This is a genomic window from Brevundimonas sp. UYEF29, from assembly GCF_040546195.1.
GTDB lineage: Bacteria > Pseudomonadota > Alphaproteobacteria > Caulobacterales > Caulobacteraceae > Brevundimonas > Brevundimonas huaxiensis.
This window is the reverse complement of the sequence record NZ_JBEPNH010000001.1, coordinates 114495-141408: the sequence shown is the minus strand read 5'-3', so window position 1 is coordinate 141408 and position 26914 is coordinate 114495. Positions and strand designations below refer to the sequence as shown.

30 protein-coding genes are annotated in these 26914 nt (G+C 66.1%); 13 read left to right on the top strand and 17 right to left on the bottom strand.

The features are described from left to right. The first annotated feature begins 21 nt into the window (after positions 1-21). The 3 genes from ABIB58_RS00775 (at position 22) to ABIB58_RS00765 (ending at position 3537) form a co-directional block, all read left to right on the top strand. The gene (locus tag ABIB58_RS00775) at positions 22-1587 is read left to right on the top strand and encodes a DEAD/DEAH box helicase (protein ID WP_045810745.1); all 1566 of its coding nucleotides are present in this window, start codon (positions 22-24) and stop codon (positions 1585-1587) included. A 110-nt stretch (positions 1588-1697) separates the two neighbouring features. After that, positions 1698-2747: a GGDEF domain-containing protein gene (locus ABIB58_RS00770; protein ID WP_045810744.1), complete on the top strand. Its 1050-nt coding sequence runs from the start codon at positions 1698-1700 to the stop codon at positions 2745-2747. A gap of 37 nt (positions 2748-2784) precedes the next feature. Continuing rightward, a complete protein-coding gene (locus ABIB58_RS00765) occupies positions 2785-3537 on the top strand; it encodes a lysophospholipid acyltransferase family protein (RefSeq protein ID WP_185224030.1) in 753 nt (250 codons plus the stop codon). Between the two features lie 122 nt (positions 3538-3659). Here ABIB58_RS00765 and ABIB58_RS00760 read toward each other — a convergent pair whose 3' ends face one another. The 9 genes from ABIB58_RS00760 to ABIB58_RS00720 are packed head-to-tail and all read right to left on the bottom strand — an operon-like array spanning position 3660 to position 10862. Continuing rightward, complete coding sequence (locus ABIB58_RS00760) at positions 3660-4049, bottom strand: HesB/IscA family protein (RefSeq protein ID WP_045810742.1); 390 nt, start codon at positions 4047-4049, stop codon at positions 3660-3662. A 13-nt stretch (positions 4050-4062) separates the two neighbouring features. Next, positions 4063-4452 carry an SUF system Fe-S cluster assembly protein gene (locus ABIB58_RS00755; RefSeq protein ID WP_039247388.1) on the bottom strand — a complete coding sequence of 130 codons (390 nt, stop codon included), beginning with the start codon at positions 4450-4452 and terminating at the stop codon, positions 4063-4065. Positions 4453-4456: 4 nt separating this feature from the next. Next, positions 4457-5695 (bottom strand): aminotransferase class V-fold PLP-dependent enzyme, encoded by a 1239-nt coding sequence (locus tag ABIB58_RS00750; RefSeq protein ID WP_354038589.1) that lies wholly within the window; start codon positions 5693-5695, stop codon positions 4457-4459. Further along, complete coding sequence (sufD, locus tag ABIB58_RS00745) at positions 5674-6696, bottom strand: Fe-S cluster assembly protein SufD (protein WP_354038587.1); 1023 nt, start codon at positions 6694-6696, stop codon at positions 5674-5676. Before sufD ends, ABIB58_RS00750 begins: the two co-directional genes overlap by 22 nt. Beyond that, positions 6693-7442 carry a Fe-S cluster assembly ATPase SufC gene (gene sufC / locus ABIB58_RS00740; RefSeq protein ID WP_354038585.1) on the bottom strand — a complete coding sequence of 250 codons (750 nt, stop codon included), beginning with the start codon at positions 7440-7442 and terminating at the stop codon, positions 6693-6695. Before sufC ends, sufD begins: the two co-directional genes overlap by 4 nt. 3 nt (positions 7443-7445) lie before the next feature. Next, positions 7446-7784, bottom strand: coding sequence for a hypothetical protein (locus tag ABIB58_RS00735; protein WP_354038583.1), 339 nt, complete (start codon positions 7782-7784; stop codon positions 7446-7448). After that, positions 7781-9247: a Fe-S cluster assembly protein SufB gene (gene sufB / locus ABIB58_RS00730; protein WP_354038581.1), complete on the bottom strand. Its 1467-nt coding sequence runs from the start codon at positions 9245-9247 to the stop codon at positions 7781-7783. Before sufB ends, ABIB58_RS00735 begins: the two co-directional genes overlap by 4 nt. After that, complete coding sequence (locus tag ABIB58_RS00725; RefSeq protein WP_354038579.1) at positions 9247-10386, bottom strand: cysteine desulfurase family protein; 1140 nt, start codon at positions 10384-10386, stop codon at positions 9247-9249. The genes sufB and ABIB58_RS00725 overlap by 1 nt, the downstream gene beginning before the upstream one ends. Continuing rightward, positions 10383-10862, bottom strand: a complete 480-nt coding sequence (locus ABIB58_RS00720; protein ID WP_354038577.1) for an Rrf2 family transcriptional regulator — start codon at positions 10860-10862, stop codon at positions 10383-10385. The genes ABIB58_RS00725 and ABIB58_RS00720 overlap by 4 nt, the downstream gene beginning before the upstream one ends. 158 nt (positions 10863-11020) lie before the next feature. Here ABIB58_RS00720 and ABIB58_RS00715 point away from each other — a divergent pair, with 158 nt between their 5' ends. The 3 genes from ABIB58_RS00715 to ABIB58_RS00705 all read left to right on the top strand — a co-directional run bounded on the left by ABIB58_RS00715 (position 11021) and on the right by ABIB58_RS00705 (position 12880). After that, positions 11021-11671 (top strand): alpha/beta hydrolase, encoded by a 651-nt coding sequence (locus ABIB58_RS00715; protein ID WP_017504016.1) that lies wholly within the window; start codon positions 11021-11023, stop codon positions 11669-11671. Between the two features lie 85 nt (positions 11672-11756). Then, positions 11757-12569 (top strand): transporter, encoded by an 813-nt coding sequence (locus tag ABIB58_RS00710; protein ID WP_354038574.1) that lies wholly within the window; start codon positions 11757-11759, stop codon positions 12567-12569. A 5-nt stretch (positions 12570-12574) separates the two neighbouring features. Next, a complete protein-coding gene (locus ABIB58_RS00705; protein ID WP_354038572.1) occupies positions 12575-12880 on the top strand; it encodes a hypothetical protein in 306 nt (101 codons plus the stop codon). Between the two features lies 1 nt (position 12881). Here ABIB58_RS00705 and ahpF read toward each other — a convergent pair whose 3' ends face one another. The 5 genes from ahpF to ABIB58_RS00680 all read right to left on the bottom strand — a co-directional run bounded on the left by ahpF (position 12882) and on the right by ABIB58_RS00680 (position 17785). Then, positions 12882-14471, bottom strand: a complete 1590-nt coding sequence (ahpF, locus tag ABIB58_RS00700; protein WP_354038570.1) for an alkyl hydroperoxide reductase subunit F — start codon at positions 14469-14471, stop codon at positions 12882-12884. A 179-nt stretch (positions 14472-14650) separates the two neighbouring features. Beyond that, positions 14651-15214, bottom strand: coding sequence for an alkyl hydroperoxide reductase subunit C (ahpC, locus tag ABIB58_RS00695; RefSeq protein ID WP_185224023.1), 564 nt, complete (start codon positions 15212-15214; stop codon positions 14651-14653). A 107-nt stretch (positions 15215-15321) separates the two neighbouring features. Then, entirely contained in the window at positions 15322-15975 is a 654-nt protein-coding gene (locus ABIB58_RS00690) for a DUF6624 domain-containing protein (RefSeq protein WP_354038567.1), read from the bottom strand. A gap of 92 nt (positions 15976-16067) precedes the next feature. Next, positions 16068-17270, bottom strand: a complete 1203-nt coding sequence (locus ABIB58_RS00685) for an exo-beta-N-acetylmuramidase NamZ family protein (protein WP_354038565.1) — start codon at positions 17268-17270, stop codon at positions 16068-16070. After that, positions 17267-17785 carry a DOMON-like domain-containing protein gene (locus ABIB58_RS00680; protein WP_354038563.1) on the bottom strand — a complete coding sequence of 173 codons (519 nt, stop codon included), beginning with the start codon at positions 17783-17785 and terminating at the stop codon, positions 17267-17269. The genes ABIB58_RS00685 and ABIB58_RS00680 overlap by 4 nt, the downstream gene beginning before the upstream one ends. Positions 17786-17856: 71 nt before the next feature. Between ABIB58_RS00680 and ABIB58_RS00675 the strand changes: the two genes are divergently transcribed. The 5 genes from ABIB58_RS00675 to ABIB58_RS00655 all read left to right on the top strand — a co-directional run bounded on the left by ABIB58_RS00675 (position 17857) and on the right by ABIB58_RS00655 (position 21149). Further along, positions 17857-18045: a hypothetical protein gene (locus ABIB58_RS00675; protein WP_265148559.1), complete on the top strand. Its 189-nt coding sequence runs from the start codon at positions 17857-17859 to the stop codon at positions 18043-18045. A 134-nt stretch (positions 18046-18179) separates the two neighbouring features. Next, on the top strand, positions 18180-18329 hold the full coding sequence (locus ABIB58_RS00670; protein WP_354038560.1) for a hypothetical protein: 150 nt from the start codon (positions 18180-18182) through the stop codon (positions 18327-18329). Positions 18330-18771: 442 nt separating this feature from the next. Next, a complete protein-coding gene (gene tyrS / locus ABIB58_RS00665; RefSeq protein ID WP_354038558.1) occupies positions 18772-20025 on the top strand; it encodes a tyrosine--tRNA ligase in 1254 nt (417 codons plus the stop codon). Beyond that, positions 20025-20489, top strand: a complete 465-nt coding sequence (locus ABIB58_RS00660) for a peroxiredoxin (protein WP_354038556.1) — start codon at positions 20025-20027, stop codon at positions 20487-20489. The genes tyrS and ABIB58_RS00660 overlap by 1 nt, the downstream gene beginning before the upstream one ends. A 114-nt stretch (positions 20490-20603) precedes the next feature. Beyond that, positions 20604-21149, top strand: coding sequence for a polymer-forming cytoskeletal protein (locus ABIB58_RS00655; protein WP_295165605.1), 546 nt, complete (start codon positions 20604-20606; stop codon positions 21147-21149). A 76-nt stretch (positions 21150-21225) separates the two neighbouring features. On the opposite strand, the gene prfB is transcribed toward ABIB58_RS00655, so the two are convergent. Both prfB and ABIB58_RS00645 read right to left on the bottom strand, forming a co-directional pair. Beyond that, positions 21226-22348, bottom strand: a protein-coding gene (prfB, locus tag ABIB58_RS00650; RefSeq protein WP_354038553.1) for a peptide chain release factor 2 whose coding sequence is annotated in 2 segments (ribosomal slippage) — positions 21226-22278 and positions 22280-22348 — 1122 coding nt in all. Because the reading frame shifts where the segments join, the coding sequence is not laid out codon by codon here. 119 nt (positions 22349-22467) lie between these two features. Then, on the bottom strand, positions 22468-24882 hold the full coding sequence (locus tag ABIB58_RS00645; RefSeq protein WP_354038551.1) for a penicillin-binding protein 1A: 2415 nt from the start codon (positions 24880-24882) through the stop codon (positions 22468-22470). 135 nt (positions 24883-25017) lie between these two features. On the opposite strand from ABIB58_RS00645, the gene ABIB58_RS00640 reads away from it, so the two are divergent. Both ABIB58_RS00640 and cobS read left to right on the top strand, forming a co-directional pair. Beyond that, positions 25018-25446 (top strand): organic hydroperoxide resistance protein, encoded by a 429-nt coding sequence (locus tag ABIB58_RS00640; protein ID WP_039247361.1) that lies wholly within the window; start codon positions 25018-25020, stop codon positions 25444-25446. 59 nt (positions 25447-25505) lie between these two features. Continuing rightward, positions 25506-26510, top strand: coding sequence for a cobaltochelatase subunit CobS (gene cobS, locus ABIB58_RS00635; protein ID WP_354038548.1), 1005 nt, complete (start codon positions 25506-25508; stop codon positions 26508-26510). A 3-nt stretch (positions 26511-26513) separates the two neighbouring features. On the opposite strand, the gene ABIB58_RS00630 is transcribed toward cobS, so the two are convergent. Beyond that, positions 26514-26873, bottom strand: a complete 360-nt coding sequence (locus ABIB58_RS00630; protein WP_161639028.1) for a phage holin family protein — start codon at positions 26871-26873, stop codon at positions 26514-26516. Between the last annotated feature and the right edge of the window lie 41 nt (positions 26874-26914).

The following is a 26914-nucleotide window of genomic DNA, read 5'->3' as shown; positions in this document are numbered from 1 at the left end:
CGCTTTCTCTCCCAAGGATTCATGACAGAATTTTCGCAACTGGGCCTTTCGCCCACGACCCTTCAGGCCGTCGCCGACACCGGCTACACGACCGCCACGCCCATTCAGGAACAGGCGATCCCCGTCGCCCTCGCCGGCCGCGACGTCTTGGGCATCGCCCAGACCGGCACCGGCAAGACCGCCGCCTTCACCCTGCCCCTGGTCGATCGCCTGTCCACCGGCCGCGCCCGCGCCCGCATGCCGCGCGCCATCGTCCTGGCGCCGACCCGCGAATTGGCCGACCAGGTCGCCGAGAGCTTCGCCAAATACGCCAAGGGCACCAAGCTCAGCTGGGTCCTGCTGATCGGCGGCGTCTCCATGGGCGACCAGGTCGCGGCGCTGAACAAGGGCGTCGATGTCCTGATCGCCACGCCCGGCCGCCTGCTCGACCTGTTCGAACGCGGAAAGATGCTGCTGACCGGCGTCGAGATCATGGTCGTCGACGAGGCCGACCGGATGCTGGACATGGGCTTCATCCCCGACATCGAGCGCATTTTCAAACTGACGCCGCCGCGCCGCCAGACCCTGTTCTTCTCGGCGACCATGCCGCCGGAGATCACGCGCCTGACGACCGCCTTCCTCAAGGATCCGACCCGGATCGAGGCCTCGCGTCCGGCGATGACCGCCGACACCATCACCCAATATATCGTCCGCATCCCGACCTCGGACCCCAAGGCCAAGCGGACCGCCCTGCGCGCCTTGGTCGGTCGTGAGGATGTGCGCAACGGCATCGTCTTCTGCAATCGCAAATCCGAAGTCGATATCGTCGCCAAGTCGCTTAAGACCCACGGCTTCGACGCTGCCCCGATCCACGGCGACCTGGATCAGTCGCACCGGATGAAGACCCTGGCGGATTTTCGCTCGGGCGCGCTGACGATTCTGGTTGCCTCGGATGTCGCCGCGCGCGGCTTGGATATCCCTGACGTCAGCCACGTCTTCAACTACGACGTCTCGCACCACGCCGACGACTACGTCCACCGCATCGGCCGCACCGGCCGCGCCGGCAAGCTGGGCCAGGCCTTCATGATCGTGACCCCGGCCGACTACAAGTCGCTGGATAAGGTGCTGAAGCTGATCAAGAAGGATCCGGAAGAGCTGGTTCTTGAAGGTATCGACTTCGCCGCCATTAAAGACGGCCCGCGACGTGACGACAAACGCTCGGGCGAACGCGGTCGCAGCCCGTCGCGCACCAGCAGCGCGCCCACCCCGTCCGCCGAGCCTGTCGAGATCGCTCCCGTCAACGCTGCGCCATCGTCTGAAGAGGCTGCGGCGCCCCGCAGCCGCAGCCGCCGCAAGGCCCGCCCCGAGGCGCCGGTCGAAGTTGCAGCTCCCGTCGCCGCCGCAGTCGAGGCGGATGCGATCGTCGAACCCGTCGAAACGGCCCGCGCCCCGCGTACTGAGCGCGCAGACCGCGAGCCGCACCTGTTGCAATCGGATCGCCGCGGTGACCGCAGGGCCGACAAGAGCGATACTCAGCGCCAGGGCGTGCGTGGCTTCGGCGACGACATCCCCGCCTTCCTGCGCCGGCCGGTCGTCATCCGCGCCTGAACTCGTGCACAACGGCGCGGTGAAACGCCGCGTCGTTTACCCTGCATTACGGAACATCCCGTAGTGTGCGCCCCGACACAGCTCCAGAACAGGGGCCCAGGGGAACAAGAATGTCGAAAAAGGTCGAGACGGCGCTAAGAGCTCCTCAAGCCTATGCTTTGGCGCGCAACGTCATCGGCGAAATGGAGAAGGCGGGCGTTTGGCCCACTCCGCTGAACTTCGAGCTTTGGCTGCACTACATCAGCGATCCCGACGGCCCCCTCGCCCAGGAAATCCGCCGTCTGCTGGCGCAGTCCGCCGTCATCAGCGACAAGACGTCCGAAATGCTGGCCGCCGAGTTCCTGCCGCGCGGCCGCCTGCCGGATCAGATCCGCGACGTCGGCGCCGTGCTGGACCGCGAATTGGCCAGCGTCGCCAGCGCCATCGCCATGGCGCACAAGACCCAACACGACTATGGCGAGACCCTCGCCGACGCCTCCCAGTGCATGGAAACCGTCGATGATCCGTCGTCGCTGAAGGATCTGGTCGGCGACCTGTCGACCGCGACCAACCGCGTGCGCCGTGAAACGGCGATCCTCGAAAAACGTCTGGAAAAGTCCAACAAGGAAGTCATCCGCCTGCGCGAAAACCTGGAACAGGTGCGCCGCGACGCCATGACCGACGCCCTGACCAATCTGGCCAACCGCAAGGCCTTCGACGAACGGCTGGAGGCCGCGTGCGCCGAGGATGACGGCGCGCCGCTCAGCCTGGCCATCCTGGACATCGACCATTTCAAACGGTTCAACGACACCTGGGGCCACCAGACCGGCGACCAGGTGCTGCGATACGTCTCCACCGTCCTGTCCAACATCTGCGGCAAGACCCGATTCGCCGCCCGGTTCGGCGGCGAAGAGTTCGCCATCATCTTCCCCGGTGAAGGCGCTGGCGTCGTCATGGCCGCGTTGGAGAGCATCCGCAACGACGTGGCGTCACGCGCGCTGCGCCGTCGTTCGACCAATGATGACCTGGGCTCGGTGACTGTCTCCGCCGGCTTCGCCCAGCGCCAAAAAGGTGAAACCGCCGCCAGCCTGCTGGAACGCGCCGACGCCGCCCTGTACGAATCCAAACGTGCAGGCCGAAACTGCGTCACGCCGGCCTCCTCGCTCGAAAAGGCGGCTTAGGGTCTGACAAGGCCAAGCTTTCTGCCATAGTCGTCCCATGCGCAGCTTCGCCTTCAACGTCGCCTACTGGATCCTGTCGATCGGCTACGGGCTGACCGCCGCCTTTGCTGCGCTCGCGCCCGGGAGCGGCCCGGCCAGCTGGGTCATCCGTCGCTATGTGAAGCGCATGGTCCAGGCCATGTCGATCTTCGCCGGCATCAAGCTGGACGTGCGTGGCAAGGACCGCCTGCCCGAGGGCGCCTTCATCATCGCCTCCAAGCATCAAAGCTGGGGCGACGGCTTTGCGACCTATGACCAGTTCGACGACATCGCCTTCGTCACCGGCGATCACCTGGAAAAGTTTCCCCTGCTGGGCGGCGTGCTGAAGAAACTGGGCGCCATCGTCGTCAACTCCTGCGGCGGCCACGAAGCGCGCAAGGCCCTGGCCATGCGCGCCGCCGAGGCCCGCGCCGAGAACCGCAAGATCCTGATCTATCCCGAGGGCCATCTCGCGCCCGTCGGCAAGAAATTCAAATATCGCTCCGGCGTCTGGCACATGTACCGCGACTTCGACGTGCCCGTCGTGCCGCTCGCCACCAACCTCGGCCTCTTCTGGCCAGAGGAACAGTACGAAAAACACCCCGGCACGGCGACGTTGGAGTTCCTCGCCCCGATCCCCGTCGGCCTGCCCAAGGAGGAATTCCTGGCTCGCCTCGAAGCCGTCATCGAGACCCGCACCGCCGAGCTCGTCGCCCAGGCCACGGGTCAACCCGTGACGCCGGCCGTGCTGATCGAGGCGCCGACGAAGTAGCGCGCTTCGGCGTCTTCCCCACCGCCACGTCCAACGGCCGCCGCGTCCAGGCGACGGCTTCGTCGGGATCGTCAAGGGCCGCGTCGGTCAGTGTCCGGCAGCCCATCAGATCAGGGCCCCTCTCAGTCGGCGGCGACCGGCACGATGGTCACGCTCTCGCCGCAGCCGCAGGCGTCGGTCTGGTTCGGATTGTTGAACACGAACTTGGACGCCAGCCGCGTCGTCTCATAGTCGATCTCGGTGCCGATCAGAAACAGCACGGCCTTGGGCTCGATCAGGATGGTGACGCCCTTGTCCTCGACCACCTCGTCCATCGGCCCGATCTCGTCGGCATAGGCGAAGGTGTATTCCTGCCCGGCGCACCCGCCGTTCTTGATGCCGATCCTCAGGCCGATGTGATCGTTCTCGGCATTGTCCAGGATCTCACGCACCCGCTCTGCGGCTGCGTCCGTCAGGGTGACGGCCTTGGGGCGCGGGCGGCGCGGACGGGATGTGGCTTGAAGCTCGGTCATCAGAACAGGTCCATCAGAACATATTCAGGGCCAGCTTGGCCTCGTCGCTCATCTTGGAGGCGTCCCACGGCGGATCGAACACCAGATTGGCCTTGGCGCTGCGCACGCCCTCGACCTTCTCGACCGCCGTCTCCACCCAGCCCGGCATTTCGCCGGCGACCGGACAGCCGGGCGCCGTCAGCGTCATGTCCACCACCACGTCGCGGTCATCGTTGACGTCCACGCGGTAGATCAGGCCCAGCTCATAGATGTCGACAGGGATTTCCGGGTCATAGACCGTCTTCAGCGCCTCGATCAGCTGATCGGTCAGGGTGTCCAGCTCGGCCTGCGACAGGGCGCTTTTCTGGGGTTCGTCCCAGGCGTCCCTGAAGGCGTCGCTGTCTTGAATCGGTTGATCTGTCATCGGCTTACACGAAGAAGTTCCGCGCCTTGATCAGCGCATCCACGAAGGCGTCGGCATCCTCCACGGTGTTATATAGGGCGAAGGAGGCGCGGGTGCTCGACGTCACCCCCATTCTTTTCGCCAGCGGCTCGGCGCAATGCAGACCCGCCCGCACCGCGACCCCGTATCGGTCCATGATCTGGGCGACGTCATGGGCATGCGCGCCCTCGACGGCGAAGGTCAGGATCGCGCCCTTGCCTTCGGCCTGCCCCAAAATCCCCAGCCAGTTCTGACCCTGAAGTCGGTCGACAGCGTGCTGATAAAGGGCGTGCTCATGCGCCTGCACGGCCGCCCGGTCGTATTGCGCCAGCCACTCCAACGCCGCGCCCAGGCCGATGGCCTCCAGGATCGGGGGCGTCCCCGCCTCGAACCGGTGCGGCGGCCGGGCATAGGTCACGCGGTCCTGCTCGACCGTCTCGATCATCTCGCCCCCGCCCTGATAGGGCGGCAGCGCCTCAAGCGCCTCGGCCTTGCCGTACAGGGCGCCGATGCCGGTGGGGGCGAACAGCTTGTGGCCGGTCAGGACGTAGAAGTCGCAGCCGATGGCCTGAACGTCCGGCGTCGCATGGACCGCTCCCTGGCACCCATCGATCAGCACCTGAGCCCCGGCCGCCTGGGCCAGACGCGTGATCTCGGCGATCGGATTGATGGTCCCCAGCACGTTCGACATGTGGGTGACCGCAACCATCCGCGTCCTGGGCCCCAGCAGGTCGGCGTAGGCCGTCATGTCCAGCGACCCGTCGTCCTTGACCGGAATCCACCTGATCACCGCCCCGCGCCGTTCACGCAGCAGATGCCACGGCACGATGTTGGAGTGATGCTCCATCTCCGACACGATGATCTCGTCGCCCGGCTCGATGCTCAGCCCCAGCCCGTTGGCCACCAGATTGATCGCTTCTGTCCCGCCCTTGGTCCAGACCACCTGTTCGGCGCTCTCGGCGTTGAGGAAGCGGGCGACGATCTCGCGCGCCTTCTCGAAGGCCTCGGTCGCCTCGTTCGACAGGGTATGCAAGCCCCGGTGGACGTTGGCGTAACCGCCCTCCATCGTCGCGACCAGGGCGTCGATCACCGCGCGCGGTTTCTGCGCCGAGGCCGCATTGTCCAGATAGACCAGCGGCTTGCCGTTCACCTGTCGCGACAGGATCGGGAACTGCGCCCGCACGGCATAGGGATCGAAGGTGTTCACAACCGCGCCGTCAGCCATTCCCGCGCCACCTCTCTCGCGCCTTCGTGCTCGATCCGGTCGATGACCTCGATCAGGAAGGCCTGTGTCAGCAGGGCGCGCGCCTCGTCCGCCGGAATGCCGCGCTGCTGCATGTAGAACAGGGCGCTTTCGTCCAGCGTCCCCACCGTGTTGCCGTGCGCGCACTGGACGTCGTCGGCATAGATGATCAGTTCCGGCTTCGCGTCGATCTCGGCACGCTCGGAGGCGATCAGCGCATGGTGGCCCATCCGCGCATCGGTGCCGTCGGCGCCGCGCTCGACCACGATCTTGCCTTGGAAGACGCCCCGCGCCGTGTCGCGGGCCACGCCCTTGATCAGCTGCGAAGTCGCGCCGTCGTGTTCCACATGACGCACCACGCTGGTCAGATCCGCATGGCGCGCTCCGTTCAGCAGATAAAGGCCGTCGGCCTGAACCTGCGCGCCCTGGGCATAGTGGGTGATGCGCGTCTCGATCCGCTGCAACTTGGCGCCGGTCGTGACGATGGTCTGGCGATAGACGCCGCCCGCCTCGACCTTCACATGGGCCTCGGCGATGGAAATGGCGTCCTCCGGCTCCTCGACCAGGACGACGCGCGTCACCTCGGCCCCGGCCGCCACGTCCAGCTCCAGCGTATTGTGCGCGACGTAGGCCGAGCCTGCGCCCTCATGCGTTTCCAGCAGCAGCAGCCTGGCGCCCGCGCGCGCCGAAACCCGCGCGCTGGCCGTGTGGCCCGTGCCGACGGCGTCCGACACATAGCGCAGCCGCAGGGTCCGCTCGCCCGAGGCGATGAAGTCGGTCACGCCCACGGCGCGTCCGTTGGCGAAGACGATCGCCTCGCCGCCCAGATCATAAAACGGTCCCGGCGGCCCGACCTCGGCCGTGCCCGACGGCTCCGGCGCGGCGCGAAGGTAGCGCTTCAGGTCACTGTATTTCCAGGCCTCCGTCCGCCTGGACGGATAGGTCTCGGCGTCGGTCAGGTCGATGGCGAAGGCCGCGCTCATGCAGCTTGCGGCAGATACTTGTCGTACCCTTCCGCCTCCAGCTCCAACGCCAACTCCGGTCCGCCCGAGGCCACGATCCGACCGCCGGCCAGCACATGCACCCGGTCCGGTTTGATGTAGTCGAGCAGGCGCTGATAGTGGGTGATGACCAGCATGGCGCGGTCGGGACGCCGCAGGGCGTTCACGCCCTCCGACACGATGCGCAGGGCGTCGATGTCCAGGCCGGAATCGGTCTCATCCAGGATCAGCAGCGACGGCTCAAGCAGGGCCATCTGCAGGATCTCCATCCGCTTCTTCTCACCGCCGGAGAAGCCGACGTTCAGCGGCCGCTTCAGCATGTCGAAGTCCATCTTCAACGCCTTGGACGCTTCCCGCACCAGCTTCAGGAAGGCCGGCGCCGCCACCTCCTCCTCGCCCCGCGCGCGTTTCTGGGCGTTCAGCGCCGTCCGCACGAAGGTCAGAGCCGGCACGCCGGGGATCTCGATCGGATACTGGAACGACAGGAAGACGCCCTTGGCGGCCCGCTCGGCCGGGTCCAGCGCCAGCAGGTCCGCGCCCGACCATTCGACAGACCCTTCGGTCGCCTCATAGCCCGGCCGTCCCGACAGGGCGTAGCCCAGCGTCGATTTCCCGGCCCCGTTCGGCCCCATGATGGCGTGCACCTCGCCGGTGGGAACGTCGAGCGTCAGCCCCTTGAGGATCGGCTTTTCGCCGACAGAAACATGAAGGTTGGAGATGGAAAGCATTGACTAAATCGTATCCCGCATAGTGCCGTAATCGACGACTTCACCGCCGCATGCTGCGACGTCCACAAAACTCACGTATTCGAAGTCACCCCGCCGAGCGGTTGCAATTACACGCCATCTATCCGGTCCATCCAAAAATGCAGCGCGCTTCCAAGCAGCTTCAACAGCCGTCAGTGTCATCGCTTCACCGGGATAGAGATGTTGCAGCTCCGCTAACCCGCGTCGAACGCCGATCTGAGTAGAATGCTCATCCGAAATTGCGTTTTCGCCACACCACGATTGTGCGTCACACGCTGCGGCAGGCAGAATAAGCAGCATCGCTCCGAGCACAAACTTGCTCACCCCACGCTCCCTTCCAGACTGATCGCCACCAGCTTCTGCGCCTCGACGGCAAACTCCATCGGCAGTTTCTGCATCACGTCGCGGACGAAGCCGTTGACCAACAGGGCCACCGCCTCTTCCTGCGACAGGCCGCGCTGCTGGGCGTAGAACAGCTGGTCGTCGGACAGGCGCGTCGTCGTCGCCTCGTGCTCCAGCTGGGCCGAGCCGTTGCGGGCCTCGATATAGGGGATGGTGTGCGAGCCGCAGTCCTTGCCGATCAGCAGGGAATCGCACTGGGTGAAGTTGCGCACCCCTGTCGCCTTCGGATGCACCGAGACCAGGCCGCGATAGGTCGAGTCCGACCGACCCGCCGACACCGCCTTGGCGATGATCCGCGACTTCGAATTCTTGCCCAGGTGGATCATCTTGGTGCCGGTGTCGGCCTGCTGATGCCCGTTGGTGATGGCGATGGAATAGAACTCGCCGGACGACTCCTCGCCCTTCAGGACGCACGAGGGATATTTCCAGGTGACGGCCGAACCCGTCTCCACCTGCGTCCACGACACCTTGGAGCGATCCCCCCGGCAGTCGGCGCGCTTGGTGACGAAGTTGTAGATGCCGCCCTTGCCCTCGGCGTCGCCCGGATACCAGTTCTGGACCGTCGAATATTTCACCTCGGCGTCGTCCAGCGCCACGATCTCGACCACCGCCGCATGCAGCTGGTTCTCGTCGCGCATCGGCGCCGTGCAGCCCTCAAGGTAGGAGACGTAAGCCCCCTTGTCGGCGATGATCAGGGTGCGTTCGAACTGGCCCGTCTGGCTCGCATTGATGCGGAAATAGGTCGACAGCTCCATCGGACATTTCACGCCCGGCGGGATGTAGACGAACGACCCGTCCGAAAAGACCGCGCTGTTCAGGGCGGCGAAATAGTTGTCCGAGACCGGCACCACCGACCCCAGATATTGCCGCACCAGATCCGGATATTCGCGCAAGGCCTCGGAAATCGGCATGAAAATCACGCCGACCTTGGCCAGTTCTTCCTTGAAGGTCGTGACCACCGACACGCTGTCGAACACGGCGTCCACGGCGACCTTGGGCGCGCCCTGCACCCCGGCCAGCACCTCCTGCTCCTTCAGCGGGATGCCCAGCTTCTTGTAGATTTCCAGGATCTCGGGATCGACCTCGTCCAGCGACTTGGGCCCCTCCTTCGCCTTGGGCGCCGCATAGTAGAACAGGTCTTGATAATCGACCGGCTCATACTTCACCGCCGCCCAGGTCGGCTCTTCCATCGCCAACCAGCGCTCATAGGCGGCGAGGCGCCATTCCAGCATCCATTCCGGCTCGCCCTTCTTTTCGGAAATGAAGCGCACGATCTCGGCGCTCAGCCCCTTGGGCGCATATTCCGTCTCGATGTCGGACGTGAAGCCGTGCTCGTACTTTTCCAGCGCGGCGACGGCGTCGATGGTTTCCTTGACGGCGGCCATCAGGCGACCTCTCTCACGCGCTCGGCGGCGCGCGTCTTGTGCTTGTTGTAGGCGGCGACCCAGGCGTCGGCGAACCTTGCCCAGTCGCTCTCGACCGTGCCCCATCCACCGGACACGCGCACGCCCCCGGTCGCCAGCGCATTCAGGCCCATGGCGCTGATAGTCTTGGACGGCTTGACCTTGCCCGACGAGCAGGCCGAACCCGCCGACACCATCACGCCCGTCAGGTCCAGGGTGATCAGTTGCTGCGGACTGTCCCAGCCCTCGACCGCCATGAACAGGGTGTTGGGCAGCCGCGCCACGCCTCCGCCGATGATAGTCGCGCCCGCGGCCTTGACCTTGGCTTCGGCCGCATCGCGCCAAGCGACGTGCGAGGCCATCGTCTCCAGGTCCCGCGCGGCGCAATCCGCTGCGACGCCGAACCCGGCGATGCCCGGGACGTTCTCGGTCCCGGCGCGCAGGCCCCGCTCCTGCCCCGCGCCGTGCAGGACCCGCACGCCCGACAGGCCTGCCTTGAAGATCAGGGCGCCGACGCCCTGCGCCCCGCCCAGCTTGTGCGCCGACAGGGTCAGGGTGTCCGCGTCCAGCGCGCGCATATCCGCCGCGATCTTGCCCGCCGATTGGATGGCGTCGACATGCAGCCAACCGCCCGCCGCCCGCACCAGCGCCGCCGCCTCGGCGATCGGCTGGATGACGCCGCTTTCGTTGTTCGCATGGTGGATGGCGACCACGGCCCGGCCCGGACGGCGCAGCGCCTCCGCCAGCCAGTCCAACTTCACCACCCCGTTCGCATCGACCGGCAGCACCTCGACCGGCGCCCCCGCATTCGCAGCCGTCTCAGCCACGCACGGATGCTCGGTCGCCGAGACGATCAGCCGCTCGCAACCGGCCGCCAGCGCGCTGGCGATGCCCTGGGCATTGGCTTCAGTGCCGCCCGAGTTGAACACCACCGCCGTCGGATCGGCCCCGACCAGGTCCGCGACCTGCGCCCGCGCGGTCTCGACCCGCGCCCGCGCCCGCCGGCCGGCCGCATGGACCGCGGACGGATTGCCGTTGTCGGCCAGGGCCTTGGCCATGATCTCCAGCACCTCCGGCCGCACCAGGCCCGAGGCGTTATAGTCCAGATAGACGCCGGTCATGCCGCGACCCCCACGGCCGGGGCCTCCACGTTGCGCCGACGCTGGCCCGTGCGGTTCATCACCACATCCTCCAGCGACACGCCCGCCAGATAGCGATGGATCTCGTCGCCCAGGTCTTCCCACAGATTGTGGGTGATGCAGCGCTCGCCGGCCAGCATGCAGCCCTTGGGCGAGCCATGCGCCACGCACCGCGTCGCCCGGATCGGTTCATCGACGGCCAGCACGATCTCGGCGACCACCGTCTCGTGCGCCGCCTTGGCCAGACGGTATCCGCCGCCCGGCCCGCGAACGCTCCTGACCAGTTCGCTCTTCCTCAGACGGGCGAACAACTGCTCCAGATAGCTCAGCGAAATCTCCTGGCGCGCGGCGATCTCGGCCAGCGAAACCGCCCGGATTTCACCGCTCTCGCCGCGCCCGTTCTTCGCCAGATCGGCCATCGCCATCACGGCGTATCGTCCCTTGGTCGACAGACGCATTTCGCACCTTCAAAAATTGCGCGCTTTTCGGGGCTCCTGTGCTAGAACCCGCGCCTTCGCAAAGGCGGCGCGCTTGCGGAGGGACTTAGAAAGTCCCACCTCTGCGGTCAAGTATTACGCACTCGCGAAATGACAGTTGAACGGATTCCAGAGCCCCTATGCCTGAAGTCATCCTGCCCGGCGCCTCCGGTCGCATCGAAGGCCGCTATTCCCCGGGCAAGCGCCCGAACGCCCCGATCGCGCTGATCCTGCACCCGCACCCCAAGGCGGGCGGGCACATGAACAACCCGGTCGCGGTCACCCTGCACCAGCTGTTTCAGCAGCGCGGCTTTGCGACCCTGCGCTACAACTCGCGCGGCGTCGGCAAGTCGCAGGGCGAGTTCGATTCGGGCATCGGCGAGCTGGCGGACGCCGCCACCGCCCTCGACTGGCTCCAGGCCAATAATCCCGGCGCCAGCCAGACCTGGGTCGCCGGCTATCAGTTCGGCGCCTACATCGGCATGCAGCTTCTGATGCGTCGCCCCGAGACGGACGGCTTCATCTCGGTCTCGCCGCCGTCGAACATGTATGACTTCAGCTTCCTGGCGCCCTGCCCGGCGTCCGGCCTGTTCCTGCACGGCACGGCCGACACCATCGTCCCGCCGGTCGAGGTCGAGCGCGTGGTCAACAAGCTGCGCACCCAAAAGGGCATCATCATCGACTACGAACTGGAAGAGGGCGCCAGCCACTTCTGGCAGGACCATATGAGCGCGGTCGAAACCCGCGTCGGCGCCTATCTGGACAAGCGTCTGGAAGAAAAGCCGGCCTGACATCCGGCCTGTTATTCGGCTCGGCGTCACGGCTGATTAAGGCGCAGGCGGCATGATCGGGCGAGACATCGCTGCGAGATCCGCCATGCGCCCGCCCCTTCTGATCGCCTTGATCGCCTGCCTGGCCTCGCCCACGGCGGTGGCGGCTCAGTCCGCGCCAGAGCGCGATTTCTGCGCCGATCGCCCCGGCAAGGGCACGCCGACCTGCATCCTCGACAAGGGCCGCTGGCAGGTCGAACTCGGCCTGTTCGACGGCGCGCGTCAGACGGACGACACCACACGGACCGACACCTGGGACGCCGGCGATCTGTTCGTGCGCTATGGCCTGACGGGCCTGACCGAGCTTCAACTCGGGCTCACGACCTGGAACCGCGAACGGATCCTCGACCGCGCGACCGGTGACCGTGAGGTGGCTGATGGCGTCGGCGATCTCACTATCGGCCTGCGGCACTCGCTGAAGAACCCTGACGGCTCGGGCCTGTCCGTCGCAATTTCCGGCTTCATCACTGCGCCGACGGGTGCGCGCGACATTCGCGCCGACGGGTTCGAGGGCGGCGTCATTCTGCCGGTCTCCATCCCGCTGAACGACGACTGGAGCCTGAGCCTGTCGCCCGAGATCGACTGGGTCTCGGATGCGGACGGCGACGGCCGCCACGGCGCCTATACGATGGTCGCGGGCGTCGGACGCGGCTTCGGCCAATGGGACCTGGGCGCCGAGGTCTGGATCAGCCGCGACGATGATCCCGTCGCGCCGACCACGCCGTCCACCTTCGACCTGACCGCTGTCTGGTCGCCCCCGGCCCTGCCCGACGCCCAGCTGGACTTCGGCCTCAACTTCGGCCTGAACGACGACAGCCCGGATGTTGAGTTCGGCGTCGGTCTCGCACGACGATTCTAGGCGAGATGGCGCGGCGGAAAAAAAAGGCCGAGCCGGCGGAAGCGAAACCCACGACAGTCTGGGCGTGGTTACGGCCCAGGATCACCCTGCCCAACTATCTGATGCTGTCGCTGCCGATGTGGGCGCTTGCACTGGTCGCGGGCAAGCTTACCCACTCCTCGCTGCCTTACAATATCTGGGCTTTGCTGTGGGCGGCGCCGATGGGCCTTTATCTCGCCGCCCGCTGGATCTACTTCCTCGTCACCCTGATCTGGGCGATCCTGGTCGAGATCGTAAAGGCCGTGCGAAAGCGGATCGCACGGCCCGATTAGATCACGCCGGTTCGACCACCGCCTCTTTCGCGGGCTCGGTGCGGATCATGTAGTCGAAGGCCGACAGACCCGCCTTTGACCCCTCGCCCATGGCGATGACGATCTGCTTGTAGGGCACGGTCGTCGCGTCGCCCGCCGCAAAGACGCCCGGCTGCGAGGTCTCGCCGCGGTGATCCACCTCGATCTCGCCGCGAGGGGTCAGGCCCACCGCGCCATGCAGCCATTCGGTGTTCGGGACCAGACCGATCTGCACGAAGATGCCTTCCAGATCGACGTCGTGATGGGCGTCGGAGTTGCGGTCCTTGTAGGACAGGCCCGTCACCTTCTCGCCGTCGCCATGCACCTGGGTCGTCAGGGCCGAGGTCACGATCCGCACGTTCGGCAGGGTCGCCAGCTTGCGCTGCAGCACCGCATCGGCCCGCAGCTCGCTGTCGTATTCGATCAGGGTCACATGGGCCACGATGCCCGCCAGGTCGATCGCCGCCTCGACGCCGGAGTTGCCGCCGCCGATCACCGCCACCCGCTTGCCCTTGAACAGCGGCCCGTCGCAGTGCGGGCAATAGGCCACGCCCTTGTTCTTGTACTGCTCCTCGCCCGGCACGTTCATCTGGCGCCAGCGTGCGCCGGTCGACAGGATGACGGTGCGCGATTTCAGCGATGCGCCGTTCTCCAGCACCACCTCGTGCAGGCCGCCTGGAACCTTGGCCGGGATCAGCCTGGCCGCCTTCTGCAGGTTCATCAGGTCCACGTCATACTCGCGGACGTGCTGCTCCAGATGGGCCGCCAGCTTGGGTCCTTCGGTGTAGGGGACCGAGACGAAGTTCTCGATCGCCATCGTGTCCAGCACCTGGCCGCCGAAGCGTTCGGCGACGACGCCCGTGCGAATGCCCTTGCGCGCCGTATAGATGGCGGCCGCCGCTCCGGCCGGCCCGCCGCCGACCACCAGGACCTCGAACGGATCCTTGGACTTCAGACGCTCGGCCGCGCGGGCCTCGGCGCCGGAATCCAGCTTGGCGACGATCTGCTCCAGCTCCATCCGGCCCTGACCGAACAGCTCGCCGTTCAGGAAGACCGTCGGCACGGCCATGATCTTGCGGTCTTCGACCTCGTCCTTGAACAGGCCGCCCTCAATCGCGACGTGCTTGATGCGTGGATTGATCACGCTCATCAGGTTCAGCGCCTGCACCACGTCCGGGCAGTTCTGGCACGACAGCGAGAAATAGGTCTCGAACACATAGTCGCCGTCCAGGTCCCTGACCTGCTGGATCACCTCCTGCGCCGCCTTGGACGGATGGCCGCCGACGTGCAGCAGGGCCAGAACCAGCGAGGTGAACTCGTGGCCCAGCGGAATGCCCGCGAACCGCACGCCGATGTCCGTGCCCTTGCGCCGGATCAGGAAGCTGGGCTGGCGCTCGTCGTCATAGTCGCGGCCCATCTCGACCTTACCATGCGAGACCGAGACGATCTCCTCCAGCAGGGTCTTCAACTCGATCGACTTCGGCCCCGCCCCCAGCGAGGCGACCAGTTCGACGGGATGGACGATGTTCTTGAGGTAGGCTTCGAGCTGGGATTTCAGATTGGCGTCTAGCATCGGATGCTCCTCGGAATTCAATAGGTTGAGCGCCGCCCTCAAGCCGCTTCAGGCGAGGACAGGACGCAAAAAGGCCGCGGGGCTGGAAACGCTACGCACCCCGCGGCCTCTGCGAACGCCCGAAAGGATCGGGCGTCCAGGCCGGCGACATCGAAACGCCGCCGGCCGAACCTGGGGTCTTAGATCTTGCCGACGAGGTCGAGCGACGGGGCCAGGGTGGCTTCGCCTTCTTCCCACTTGGCCGGGCAGACTTCACCGGGGTGCGAGCGCACATACTGGGCGGCCTTGACCTTGCGCAGCAGTTCGGCGGCGTTGCGGCCGATACCTTCCGACGTCGTCTCGGTGAACTGGATCACGCCGTCCGGATCGACCAGGAAGGTCGCGCGGTCGGCCAGGCCCACGCCCGGACGCATGGCGTCGAAGTTGTTGGTCACCAGGCCCGACGGGTCGCCCAGCATCGTGTATTCGATCTTGCCGATCGCCGGCGACGAGTCGTGCCAGGCCTTGTGCGAGAAGTGGGTGTCGGTCGACACCGAATAGATCTCGACGCCCAGCTTCTGGAACTCGGCGTAGTTGTCGGCCAGGTCTTCCAGTTCGGTCGGGCACACGAAGGTGAAGTCGGCCGGATAGAAGAAGAAGATCGCCCACTTGCCCGCAACGTCGGCGTCCGTGACCGTCAGGAATTTGCCGCCCTTATAGGCTTCGGCCGTAAAGGGTTTGATGGTCGTGTTGATGAGGGCCATGCGCAAAATCCAATGCAAGGTGGTTGGGAGGCGCCCTCCCTACCGCACCGCACCAAATAAGCCCAATCACTTATTTGCAGATGCACAATAGATTCTATTTATGGCCGTTATTGCTGGGTGCAAGGCGGATAGTCCCTGAAGCGCGCCTCGTATTCCGCCAGCGTCCAAGGGAATTTCATCTCACGACGCCATTGTTCGACGCGTTCGGGATCCTCCAGCGTGTCGACCACCCAGCGCCCATCTTTGTAGGTCATCTGCGTGCCGTACCGCTGCGGGCGGCCTTCGTTTATCGCCAGCCTGTCGTACATCAGACCATAGCTCTGACCCTCGACTTCGCCCTGCGCGACCAGCGACTCCAGCACAGGAACGAATCGTCGCCAGTTTTCCAAATCGGAATGCTGAATGATCAGGAAGGCGGCGCCGGCTGCACGCTCGCCATAGACCGACTTTTTGAACCATCCTTCCGCCGGAACCATGGTCAAAAGCTCGTCCAGCAAGGCCTTGTCCACCGCGTTGATGTCCGCCCACGCCAAGGTCTCAGCGGTTTGTCGCTCGTCGGCAGGCAGAGCGCTGAAATCCAGCACTGTGAACGCCCGTCTGCCGACCTGATCCAGCGCGCCCATGCGTTCGAGTCGCTCGCGATCTGTCGTTGGCGGCGGCAAGGCGGCCTGCCGCGCCTTTTCGGCTGCGATCGCCTCAGCGACCGGCGCAACAAGCGTTCTCGCCTCGGCACTCAGGCCGGCTGGCGCCTGCTGCGCCAACAGCGCGGCCGCAAGGATCAATCCAATCATGACGCCCCTCCACAATCTAACCGCGAGGTGATGCCGTCTTCATGGCGAAGTTTGGACGGGTTTCAATACAGCAGGAACGGTCTCCGGGCTTCCTCCCACGCCGCCTCGTCCGGCTGCGTCGCGGCATCCAGATCGCCCGGCGTCGCCGCCGCATCGTCCACCCATTCCCGCAGGCCCGGCCCGCCGTTGATCACGTCGATGGGCAGTTTGCCGAACGCATATTCGTAAGGAAAATCCCGCCACAGGTCGTAGTCGGGAGACAGTCGCCGGATCGCCTTGAAACCCAGCGCCTGCACCCGCCACGGCTTGAAGGAAGCATGGTCGTAGCCGGGGTGATCGACATGGATTTGCACGCCGTTGCACAGCTTGCCGACGTGCTTGTGGAATGTCGGCTCGAACCACATGTCGCGCAAGACGCAGCCGCCCAGCCAATCCGGCGCCAGCGCCTGCATTTCCGCGATCACCGCCCGCGCGTCGATATCCGGCGCCCCGAACAGCTCCAGAGGTCGTGTGGTCCCCCGCCCTTCCGACAGGGTCGCCCCTTCCAGCATCACCGTGCCCGCGTAGGCGCGCGCCATCGACAGGTTCGGCGCATTCGGGCTGGGATTGACCCACGACCGGTCCAGCAGCGGCCAGCCGAAGCCCGGGCCCGCCTCGGGCGCCCAGCCCTGCATCTCCACCACCCGGTAATCCACATCCAGCTTGAACTGATCGATGAACCACAGACCCAGTTCGCCCATCGTCATCCCGTGCCGCATCGGCATCGGCCCGGCCCCGACGAAACTTTCCCAGCCGGGCTTCAGCGTCATCCCCTCGACCGGCCGTCCCGCCGGATTGGGCCGGTCCAGCACCCAGACCGACTTGCCGTGTTTCGCCGCCGCCTCCAGCACGTACAAAAGCGTCGTCACATAGGTATAGATGCGGCAGCCCAGGTCCTGCAGATCGACCAGCAGCACGTCGAACTCGGCCATCCATTCGTCGCGCGGCCGCCGCACCTCGCCGTACAGGCTGAAGACCGGGAAGCCGTGGACCGGATCGCGATAATCCGGGCTCTCCACCATATTGTCCTGAAGATCGCCCTTCATCCCGTGCTGCGGACCAAAGGCGGCGGTCAGGCGGATCTCGGAACAGGCGGCCAGGGCGTCGACCGCATGGGTCAGATCCTTCGTCACCGACGCCGGATGCGCCAGCAAGGCCACGCGCCGTCCCTTCAGCTGCGCCCTCAGGGCGTCGTCGGACAAAAGGCGGTCGAGGCCGAAGTTCATGTCAGGTCCAGCGCAAACGAGTCGGGATGATGAAAGTCCGGCTTATCCGAAGGATGCGCCAGCGCCCAATAGCCGATCGCCCCGTCCACGCCCCGGATCACCGCCGCCAAGCCCGTCTTCAGGCCCGTCGCCCCGACCGCATCCTCCGGCAAGGTCACATCCGCCGTCAGCACGAATTGTCCGGGCGCCGACCGCGTCACGATGAAGGGCGCGGGCATCTCCAAATCCCGCATCCCCTCGCGATAGCCGTCGAACCGATAGGCCGCCCACGCCCCCGACGGCGACAGATTGTATTCGATATAGCCGCCCGCCGTCCGCACGAACGCCTCGAAACAGGTCGCCTGCCACAGCCCGTCCGTCCGCACCCGCGCCGCCGCCTCCGGCCGCCAAACCCCCTCCACCGGTCCGGCCAGCACATACTCCAGGCTCAGCACCCGCCCCGCCCGTCGCGCCTCGACCTCCAGCGTCAGTCCCGCAGGGCTGGATGTCGGATGCGGGATAAGGGGCAGACGCATAGGACCTTCGTATCGCAGGCCGGCCAACTCGTCGATTGCATCAACCCAGGCGGCACATCTACAATCTGGAGATGAAGCCCCTCGTCCTCTTTGCGCTGACATTGGCCTACATATTCGCGCTGTTGCTCTTGAGCGAGGCCGCGCCGCCGCCTTTGCCGCACATGCTGACGGTGGCGCTTTGCGGCGCGATCGGGGCGTCTCTGGCGAACGCCACCTGGTGGCTGCTCGAGCGAAAGCTGCTTCGCAAGCCCACGCGCTAGATCAAATGCCGGCCTCCGACTTTCTCCCCAACGCCTCATCAACCCTTGCGGGCGTCGGACCTCCGTGAAAACATCGCGATATGCCCAAGCGCTCCCCCTACGGTCCGCAGATGACCTTCCCTGAGAAGCGTCAGATGCTGAAGGATCGCTTCCACCTCCTGATCGGACCGCTCGTTCTCTGCCTGGCTGTCAGCGGCGCTTCTTCCGAACCGTCCTCTGTGTTTCTGGCGTGGACAGTGGGCGCCGCTCTGGTCGCGCTAGTCCTCAACCGGCTGATTCCTTGAAAGTGAAATCGCCGGTCTCAAGGTCGCCAGCCATCGCATTTTCTCGAGATGTCGGCTGGCATTACAACGCCCTAGAGCCAAGCAGCGCCGTTCCACCCATCGCGGCCTGAAACGCCGCTAAAATGGGCGCGCCATGCCCAAAGCCGCTCCGTCTGAAGTTGCACCCCCTTGCATTTTGCACGCGTTTTCGCGTTGCGGTGCAATTTCGCGCCGACCGAGATTAGACGAATTAGACACTTTAGACGGTGTTTTTCATCATCACCGTCTGGACAGCCAACCTCGCATCGACTGGCGCAACCGGGCGCCGGACCTTATCGCGCCGTCGGAGATTAGACGAATTAGACACTTTAGACGGTGTTTTTCATCCGCGCCGTCTGAACAGCCGACGCCGCCTCGACTAGGGGAAGACGACCCTCGTCATCCCTGCTAACCCAGCCTCACCATGACCGAACACGCCTTCAAATCCGACTTCCTGCGCACGCTTCAGGCGCGCGGCTACATCCATCAGATCACCCATCCCGTCGAACTGGACGAGGCGGCCGCCGCGGGCGTGGTGCCGGGCTATATCGGCTTCGACGCCACTGCGCCGTCATTGCACGTCGGAAGCCTGATCCAGATCATGATGCTGCGCCGGCTTCAGCAGGCGGGCGGCAAGCCTATCGTCCTGATGGGCGGCGGCACGACCAAGGTCGGCGACCCCACCGGCAAGGATACGTCGCGTCCGCAACTGACCGAAGAGACGATCCGGTCGAACATCGACACCATCAAGACCGTCTTCGCCAAGTTCCTGACGTTCGGTGACGGACCGACCGATGCGGTCATGGTCAACAATGACGACTGGCTGTCCGGCTACGGCTACATCCAGTTCCTGCGCGATTTCGGCACCCACTTCACCGTCAACCGGATGCTGGCCTTCGACTCGGTCAAGCTGCGGCTCGAGCGTGAGCAGCCGATGACTTTCCTAGAGTTCAACTACATGCTGATGCAGTCGGTGGACTTCCTGGAGCTGAACCGCAGCCACAAGGTCACACTGCAAATGGGCGGCTCGGACCAGTGGGGCAACATCACTTCGGGCGTGGATCTGGTGCGCCGCGTGGATCAGAAGGCCGCCTTCGGCCTGACCACGCCGCTGCTGACCACGGCGTCGGGCGGCAAGATGGGCAAGACCGCCCAAGGCGCCATCTGGCTGAACGCCGAACAACTCAGCCCCTACGACTACTGGCAGTTCTGGCGTAACGCCGAAGACGCCGACGTCGGCCGCTTCATGCGCCTGTTCACCGACCTGAGCCTGGAACAGATCGCCGGCTACGAAGCGCTGGAAGGCGCGGCCATCAATGACGCCAAAAAGGCCCTCGCCGACGCCGCAACGACCATGCTGCACGGCGCGGAGGCCGCCGCAACCGCCCGCGCCGCCGCCGAGAGCGCCTTCGAAAAAGGCCAGCTGTCCGCCGACCTGCCGACCGTCGAACTGCCGTCGGCCGAGGTTTACGGCGCCATGATCGCCACCGTCGTGACAAAGGCCGGCCTGACGGCTTCCAACGGCGAGGCTCGTCGCCTGGCCCAGGGCGGCGGCCTGCGCCTCAACGACGCCTCAGTGTCCAACGGCGCCCAACTGCTGACCGAAGCCGACCTCAAGGACGGCGTCATCAAACTGGCGGCCGGCAAGAAAAAGATCGTTCTGGTGAGGCCTGTTTGATGTCCGCAACCGAAGGCCAACCCGCGCCCGCCCTCGACCTGCCAACGGACGGCAGCGGCCGCGTCACCCTCGCCGCCCTCAAGGGCAAGCCTGCCGTCGTCTATTTCTATCCCAAGGACGACACGACCGGCTGCACGCTTGAGGCTCAGGACTTCACCGCCCTGGCGCCCGACTTCGCCGCTCTGGGCGTTCCGGTCATCGGCGTGTCCAAGGACACGGTGAAGAAGCACGACCGGTTCAAGGCCAAATACGATCTCGCCGTCACCCTGGCCTCCGACGAGGACGGCGCCGCCTGCGAAGCCTGGGGCGTCTGGGTGCAGAAAAAGCTCTATGGCCGCGAATACATGGGCATCGAGCGGGCTACCTTCCTGATCGACGCCGAGGGCCGCGTCGCCAAGGCCTGGCGCAATGTGAAGGTCGCCGACCACGCCGCCGCCGTGCTGGAGGCCGCCAGGGTCCTGTGATCGGCGAGCATCGTTCGGAAGCGATGCTTGACCTTGGCCCCTCCTCCACGGCCTAGTGGGCGTCGGGGCTAATAGGGGCTTGGCCGGCCTTGGCTGGCAGATGCGGAGCGCACCATGTTCACCAAGAGCAAATCCTACGACAGCGGATCGAACGGCCTGGGCATCCCCCCAGCGCCCGAACCGAGCACGCCCACGCCGACGGCTGCGAGCACGCCGTCCCTGCCCGCCACGACGCCTGCGCCGCGCGCGCCCGAACCGGCCCGTCCGGCAGCCCGGTCCAGCAATCTGTCGACCCTGTCGGCCGGCGTGAAATACGAAGGCAACATCTCCGGCGCCGGCGAGCTTCAGGTCGACGGCTCGCTGAAGGGCGACGTCCGCGTCTCGCGCGTCGTGATCGGCGAAGGCGGCTCGGTCGAGGGCACGGTCCATGCCGACGTCCTCGACGTGCGCGGCCGCGTCTCGGGCGCCATCGTCGCCAAACAGGTCAAGCTGCACGCCACCGCCCGCGTCGAGGGCGATATCACGCAAGAGCAACTCGCCATCGACCAGGGCGCCTGGTTCCAGGGCCGCTGCAATCAGGCCAAGCGCGACACCCCCGGCGCCGCCATGCTGGAAGCTCCCGCGCCGAAGGCCGACAAGGCGGACAAGACCGCCGCCTGACCGCGTCGAATCCGAACGGCCGCAAGGCCTGAAGCCCAAAACAAAAAGGGCGGCTCGTCGGAGCCGCCCTTTTCCGTCAGTCCACGCTCGATCCCCGGGTCTCGCCGACCCGCTGGGCCAGGGCCGCGCCCATGAAGGCGTCCAGGTCGCCGTCCAGCACGCCTTGGGTGTCCGAGGTCTCAACCTCGGTCCGCAGATCCTTCACCATCTGATAGGGTTGCAGGACATAGGAGCGGATCTGGTGCCCCCACCCGATATCGGTCTTGGCGTCGGCCAGCGCCTGAGCCGCCGCCTCCCGCTTCTGCAGTTCCAGCTCGTATAGGCGCGCGCGGAGCATCTTCCACGCCATCTCGCGGTTCTGGTGCTGCGACCGGCCGGCCTGGCAGGCCACGACGGTGTTGGTCGGGGTGTGCGTGAGGCGCACAGCCGAGTCGGTCTTGTTGATGTGCTGACCGCCCGCGCCCGACGCACGATAGGTGTCGGTGCGCACGTCCGAGGGGTTGATGTCGATCTCGATCGCGTCGTCCACGACCGGCGATACCCCAATGGAGGCGAAGCTGGTGTGGCGCTTGGCCGCCGCATCATAGGGGCTGATGCGGACCAGGCGGTGCACGCCCGATTCCGACTTCAACCAGCCATAGGCGTTGGGGCCTTCGATCAGGATGGTGGCCGACTTGACCCCCGCCTGTTCGCCCTCTTCATGCGCCTCGATCGTGACCTCATAGCCGTGCGCCTTGGCCCAGCGGGAGTACATGCGCAGCAGCATGCCGGCCCAGTCGTTCGACTCGGTGCCGCCGGCGCCGGAGTTCACTTCCAGATAGGCGTCGTTGCCGTCGGCCTCGCCGGACAGCAGGGCTTCCAGCTCGGCGCGCGCGGCGCGTTCCTTGATGCCGCGCAGAGCCGCGCGAGCGTCTTCCAGCGCGCCCTCGTCGCCTTCCTCGTCCGCCATCTCGGCCAGCATCACCCCGTCTTCGAGGTCCTGCTCCATCGCCTTGACGGTGTTGATCTTGCCTTCCAGCTGCGAGCGTTCGCGGCTGACGGCCTGGGCCTCGTCGGGCTTGTCCCACAGCGTCGGATCCTCGACCCGCGCATTCAGCTCATCGAGCTTCCTTAGAGCGACATCCCAGTCAAAGACGCCTCCTGAGCAGAGCGACGCTCTGCTCGATGTCGGCCTTCATGGCCTCGACATCCGGTCTCATCGCAATCTCCAGCGACACAACGCCCTCACGTCGCGAGGCCCGCAGGCGGCGCGACAGGGCAGGATTAATGGAAAACGGCGCGCCCGAGGACGCGCCGTTCGATGGGCCTACCTAGAGCTTCAGTACAATCCGCTCAAGTCCTCCGCCGGCGCCTTCTTCGGCGGCGGCGGTGCGGTGGGCGCCGGCGACGAGGCGGGCGCGCCGCTGGCGGCCTCCTGCTCGCGGCGGATCACCTCATAGTAGTTCTGCGGTCCGACAGGCTGGGCCGGGCCGGTCGGGCGCGGCGGCGGGGCCTGGCGCTCGGTGCCGGGACGGAAGGCCTCCTCGATGCCGTTGACGCTGCGGAAGATGGCGTTCTTGGGCCGCACGAACGGGCGAGCTGGCCTTTCCTTCAACGCCGTCTGCATGAACTCGGTGAAGACCGGCACGGCGGCCGAGGCGCCGGCTTCTCCGGATCCCAGCGAGCGGTTGTCGTCAAAGCCGATGAAGACGCCGACCACGATGTCGGTGGTGAAGCCGACGAACCAGGCCGAGCGATATTCGTTGGTCGTGCCGGTCTTGCCCGCGACCCAGGGGCCGAGACCGCGCGCGCTGGCGGCGGTGCCGCGCTGAACCACGCCCTCCAGCATGGAGCTCATCTGATAGGCGGTGATCGGGTCGATGACCTGGGTGCCGCGTTGCTGAAGCCGCGGCGATTCCTGACCCGAGAAGCCCCGTCCGCATTCGCGGCAGCTGCGGTTGTCGGCGCGGAAGATGGTCTCGCCGTCGCGGTCTTGAACATAGTCGATCAGATAGGGCGTGACCCGCCGCCCGCCGTTGGCGAAGGCGGAATAGGCGGCTGTGATCTCCAGCGGCGTGACCTCGCCGGCGCCCAGCGACACCGACAGGTTCGGCGTCATGCCCGGCAGACCCATCTTGGCCGACTGATCGACGATCTTCTTCATGCCGACCGACTGGGCCAGCCGCACCGTCATGACGTTGCGCGACAGTTCCAGCCCGCGCCGCAGCGTCTGAGGGCCATAGTATTGGCGGCTGTAGTTCTCGGGCGTCCAGCGCGTGCCGTTGGGACCGCCGGCGAAGCTGATCGGCGCGTCCAGGACGATCGAGGCCGGGGTGAAGTCGCCCTCCAGCGCGGTCGCATAGACGAAGGGTTTGAACGCCGAACCCGGTTGACGGCGCGCCTGGGTCGCCCGGTTGAAGCTGGACAGCGCATAGGAATAGCCGCCGACCATCGCCAGCACGCGTCCGGACTGCGGCTCGATGGCGACGAGCGCGCCGTTGACGCGAGGCACCTGCTTCAGGGCGAACTGGCCGCCCTGCGGCTCCACAAAGATCAGCTCGCCACGCTTCAGCTGCCGATTGGCGTTGGCCCAGGCGGCGTCCGACGCCAGCAGCGTGCCGGACTTGTCGTCGCGGGCGGTGCGGATGCGCACCGTGTTGCCGCTGACGCTTTCGATGGCGGCGGCCTGCCAGCTGCGGCGCTCGGGCGGCGCCTGTTCCTTCAGCGCGACCGCCTGCCAGCCGTCGGCGAAGTCGGTCGTGCCCCACCCGCCGCGCCAGCCGTGACGACGGTCGTAGTTTTCGAGCCCCTGCATCAAGGCCCGACGCGCCGCCGTCTGCAGCGTCGGGTCCAGGGTCGTGCGCATATAGAAGCCGCCGGCGCGCAGCTGCTCGCCGAACTGGGGGTTGGCGGCGGCCTGGCGGCGCGCCTCCTCGACGAAGAAGTCGGCGTCCTTGTAATCCGACCGTTGCGGCGCATCGCGCGTGACCAGAGGCTTGGCGCGCGCCTCGATCAGTTGTTCAGGCGTCAGCCAGCCGCTCTGCTCCATCTCGCCCAGCACCCAGTCACGGCGGCCCTTGGCCGCCCCGGGGTGACGTTTGGGGTGATAGTTGTTCGGCCCCTTGGGCAGGGACGCCAGGAAGGCGGCTTCGTCCGGCGTCAGCTGCGCCAGCGACTTGCCGAAGTAGTTGTAGGCCGCCGACGCGATGCCGAACGAGCGATAGCCCAGGAAGATCTCGTTCAGATACAGTTCTAGGATCTGCTCCTTAGACAGGGTCGCCTCCAGGCGATTGGCCAGGATGGCTTCCTTCAGCTTGCGGTTCAGGCTGGATTCGTTGGTCAGCAGGACGTTCTTGGCCACCTGCTGGGTGATGGTCGAGCCGCCCTCCAGCCGGCGTCCCGACGCCAGGTTGAAGACGTTCTTCAGCGACGCGCGGCCGATGCCGCCCACGTCGATGCCGCCATGCTGGAAGAAGTTGCGATCTTCGGCCGCCAGGAAGGCGTGGATCACCGGCTGGGGAATCTGGTCGTAGGCGACATATATCCGGCGCTCGTCGGAAAACTCGCCGATCAGAGTGCCGTCGCCCGCATAGACTCGCGTCGCGGTCGGCGGGCGATAGTCCGCCAGCTCCGACGCGTCGGGCAGATCGTGGAACAGCCACGCCGCATAGACGGCGACGACCAACCCCGCCAGGGCGATGCCGCCCAGCAGAACCATGCCCGCCCACACGAACCAGCGTTCGGCAATCTTCACTGCGTACTCCGACGACGCGCCCCAGCAGGTGCTTTAGCCCGCGTCGCCCGCCGATGGCTAGAGCCGCGATGCAACGCCCCCTTCCCGTACGCCGTTAAGCTCCCATCTCAAGCATCCCAACCCAAGGAGCCTGCCATGGAAGTTCTGTATCGCGCCCAATCGACGGCATCGGGCGGAGGCCGCGAAGACGGTCGTTCGGCCACCGACGACGGCAAGATCGACGTCAAACTATCGACGCCGACCGAGATGGGCGGCAAGGGCGGCGACGGCACCAATCCCGAGCAGTTGTTCGCCACCGGATACGCCGCCTGCTACCTCGGCGCGCTGCGTCTGGTCAGCGGCAAGGCCGGCACGCCCGTCAGCCCCGACACCAAGGTCACCGCCGGCGTCGGCTTCGGCAAGAACACCAAGGGTGAAGGTTTCAACCTGGACGTCGACCTGACCGTGACCGACCACGGCCTGGACCAGGCCGTGATCGACGACCTGATCGAGAAGGCGCACCAGGTCTGCCCCTACTCCAACGCCACCCGCAACAACGTCGATGTTCGCCTGAGCGCGAAATAACCGACGCCAAGGGCCGCGCGCGTGTTGAGCCGCGCGCGCGGCGCCTCTAGATGAGGTCCATGACCTCCCCGCTCGACGCCTCCCCCGATCCCCTGCTGACGCTCGAACCGCATCGCCGCGTGACCCTGCGCGACGCCTTCGGCGTGGACAGCGACATGACCGTGCCCGCCTTCGACGAGCGCGACAGCCATGTGCCCGAGATCGACGAGGCCTATCGCTTCGATCCTCAGACGACGATCGCCATCTGCGCCGGCTTCGCCTTCGACCGCCGCGTGATGGTCCAGGGCTATCACGGCACCGGCAAGTCGACCCACATCGAACAGGTCGCCGCCCGGCTGAACTGGCCGCTGGTTCGCGTGAACCTGGACAGCCACGTCAGCCGGATCGACCTGATCGGCAAGGACGCCATCGTCCTGAAGGACAGCAAGCAAGTCACCGAGTTCCGCGAGGGCATCCTGCCCTGGTCGTTGCAACGCCCCATCGCCCTGGTCTTCGACGAATACGACGCCGGCCGGCCCGACGTGATGTTCGTGATCCAGCGCGTGCTGGAGGCCCAGGGTCGCCTGACCCTGCTGGACCAGAACCGCGTCATCCGCCCGAACCGCTGGTTCCGCCTGTTCGCCACGACCAACACCATCGGCCTGGGCGACACCACGGGCCTGTATCACGGTGCGCAACAGATCAATCAGGCCCAGCTGGACCGCTGGAACATCGTCACCACGCTGAACTATCTGGATCACGACGTGGAAGCCGAGATCGTCGCCGCCAAGGTGCCCGAGTGGAAGGACGCCGAGGGGCACCGCCGGATCGCCGCCATGGTCCGCGTCGCCGACATGACCCGCAACGCCTTCATGAACGGCGACATCTCGACCGTCATGTCGCCCCGCACCGTCATCACCTGGGCTCAGAACGCCCAGATTTTCAACGACGACCTGGGCCTCAGCTTCCGCCTGACCTTCCTGAACAAGTGCGACGAGCTGGAACGCCCGACCATCGCCGAGTTCTACCAGCGCGCCTTCGGCGAGGACCTGCCCGAGGCGGCGACGCGGGTGAAGGTGGGATAAGGCTCAGCCCCGCGCCTCTTCGCCGCCGCCGATGAAGGCGCCGGCCACCCAGCTGACGACGCCGGTCACGATGGCGGCGCCGACGCCGGCCCACAGGCCGTCGACCCGGAAACCGTCCAGGAAGACGGAAGTCAGCCCGATCATGGCGGCGTTCACCACCAGCAGGAACAGACCCAGCGTCACGACGGTGATCGGGAAGGTCAGCACGACCAGGATCGGCCGTACAAAGGCGTTGACCAGACCCAAGATGATGGCCGCCGCGATCAACGACCCGGTGCTGGTAAAATCGACGCCCGGCACGATCCGGGCGGACAGCCAAAGGCCCGCCATCGTGACCAGCGCCTGGATGATGAAACGGATCATGACGGCCCTCGTAACGTTCAAGCGTGACCATAATGCACAAG